Annotated in this window: 1 protein-coding gene; it reads left to right on the forward strand. The window is 58.1% G+C overall.

The window, feature by feature from the left end:
* Positions 1-1,965, forward strand: a 1,965-nt coding sequence (locus tag DDA93_RS15980) for a P-loop NTPase fold protein (RefSeq protein ID WP_116779307.1), incomplete at its 5' end; no start/stop codon positions are given.
* Between the last annotated feature and the right edge of the window lie 519 nt (positions 1,966-2,484).

Raw genomic sequence — 2,484 nt, forward strand, 5'->3', positions numbered from 1 at the left:
CGGGAACTCGACGCGGGCCAGGGACTCGTGGTGGGCATCTTGGGACCGTGGGGGCACGGCAAAAGCTCATTCATCAATCTGATGCGCGAACAGTTTGAGACCGAGCCCGCTCTCACTGTCGTCGACTTCAACCCTTGGATGTTCTCCGGCTCGAACCAGCTCGTCAACTTCTTCTTCACCGAGATCGGAGCAGAGCTCAACGTCCGTAACAAGAGCCGCTTCGGGAAGACTGCGGACTGGCTCGCTCAGTACGCCGGCATCCTCAAACCTGTGTCTCAGTTCATTCCACTCCCGGGTGCAGCGGCCGCAGGAGAAGCGGCCGCAGCTGCGCTCAGTGGACTGGCCGACACGACGAACGCGGACCGCAGCGCGAAGAAAGTGCGGGAGGAAATTACAAAGGAGCTCGCCGCACTCATTCAACCCATCGTGGTCGTCATCGATGACATCGACCGCCTCACCACCGTCGAGATACGCGAGATCTTCAAACTCGTCCGTCTGACGGCTAGCTTTCCGAACATCATCTACGTGCTGGCTTTCGACAGAGAACGCGTGGAGCAAGCCCTCACCGAAGACGGCATCCCCGGACGGGCATACCTCGAGAAGATCGTGCAGGTCAGTTTCGATGTGCCGCAGGCACCGGAGAAGCTGCTTCGGTCTCAGATCTTCGAAGAGCTAAATCGCATCCTCACCCCCGTCGCGAACGCCACACTTGATGACAGCCGATGGGCTGACGTCTTCTGGGAAGTGATCGACCCGCTGTTCTTCAACATGCGCGATGTTACGCGGTACGCAATCTCCGCCAGGTCAACGATTAAGAGCCTCGGCAATGAAGTCGATCTTGTCGACCTTCTCGCAATGGAGGCGCTTCGCGTCTTCCGCCCTGAACTTATCCAGCAACTATCGAAGCTTCGGAGCGAGCTCACGAGCACACGCGACATCATGGGGCGCAAGGACGAACGGGCCCAGAAGACCATTGCTGCACTGCTCGCGAATTTCCCTGATGACGACGAAGTGATCCGGGCGCTCTTCACCCGCGTGTTCCCAGTCGCGCTTCAATACATCGAGAACAATCACTATGGATCCGACTGGCTCAGCACCTGGCGAACCGCACACCGGATGGCCCACATCGACTTCCTCAACCTCTACTTCGACCGAGTCGCACCAGACGAACTCGTCGCGTTCCGAAACTCCGAGCAGGCCTTTGAACGTCTGAGCGACGGAGCAGGGCTCAAGGAGTATCTGACTGGATTGGACCCTGAGCAGCTCGAATCCGTTCTCGAAGGCCTTACCTCCTACGAAGCAAGATTCACGACCGACATGATCGTCCCAGGATCAATCACACTGCTGAACCTCATCGACGCCATTCCCGAGAAGAAACAGCGAGGCTTTTTCGACATCGGACGCCGCGACATCACCGTTGGCCGCGTCGTCCTTCGACTCCTCCGCCGCGTAGAGGATGAGGCAGAGCGAGAAGCGCTGGTCGCGCAGATCCTCGAGGGCATCGAGACGTACTCGTCTCAGCTCGACTTCATCCACGGCATGGGCTACCGCGAAGGCGCGGGTCACAAACTCGTCAGTGAAGAGTTTGCAGCGCGAATCCATGAGGAGTTTGTCGCACGCCTCCAGCAAACTCCGCCAGCCGAGCCGTCGCGCGAATGGGACGCCTGGCGCATCTACGACGCCGTCCAGACCGTCACAGGCGAAACGCCGCTCAAGCCAAGTGACGACCCCCTTCTGTTACGGGCGGTACTGCACTCGCTTAGGTCCACTGCACGATCACAATCGACGGGCTCCCGACAGGTCAGATCTGAAGATCGTCTCGCTTGGGACCTTCTCGTCCAGGTGTTCGGATCTGAATCCGCAGTAGAGGAGGTCGTCGGTAACGCGCGCAGAGCACTGGGAGACGACGAAGTTCTCCAACTCGCGGACAGGTATCTATCGGACTGGCGGCCCGATAGCTTCTAGACAGCACGCGCGCAAGCCAATGTGATCCGGCTTTCACCAATCGCTAGCCAGGGCTAAGGAACAGAGGCGTGATCGGCTCTTTTGGAACATCAGATTGAGCGTGCATCATTAAATCGCTCCAGCACGCGCCCGCTAGCAGGTTTCTCTATTTCCGGAAACTCCTTGAGTGCACGACATAGGAACCGGACTCAAAAGTTTGTGATTAGGGTCAATTACACATTGAATCTAAATTCAACCACGTTCCGTAGCCGAATAATCTTAGGCAACGGACGCACAGATGTCATTCCGAGCAGTGGACCCTGAGCCGGATCCCGCACTGTCGGGCGGAGCTCCATGCTGCCGTTAGAAGCGCGTGTACCTGCAACGCTCTGGGCGTGGGACTTTCCTTCGCGAGCTCGTCACTGAGCGCTGACTTCGATAGGCATGCGCCTAGTACCAGCCAAACTTCGCGTTCGGCTGCATGCGACTGGATGATCGCGTTGATCTGGTCCCAGTAAGCTTCACCCGTCGCCTGACTTA

Source organism: Arthrobacter sp. Bz4 (assembly GCF_003075455.1).
GTDB lineage: Bacteria > Actinomycetota > Actinomycetes > Actinomycetales > Micrococcaceae > Arthrobacter_D.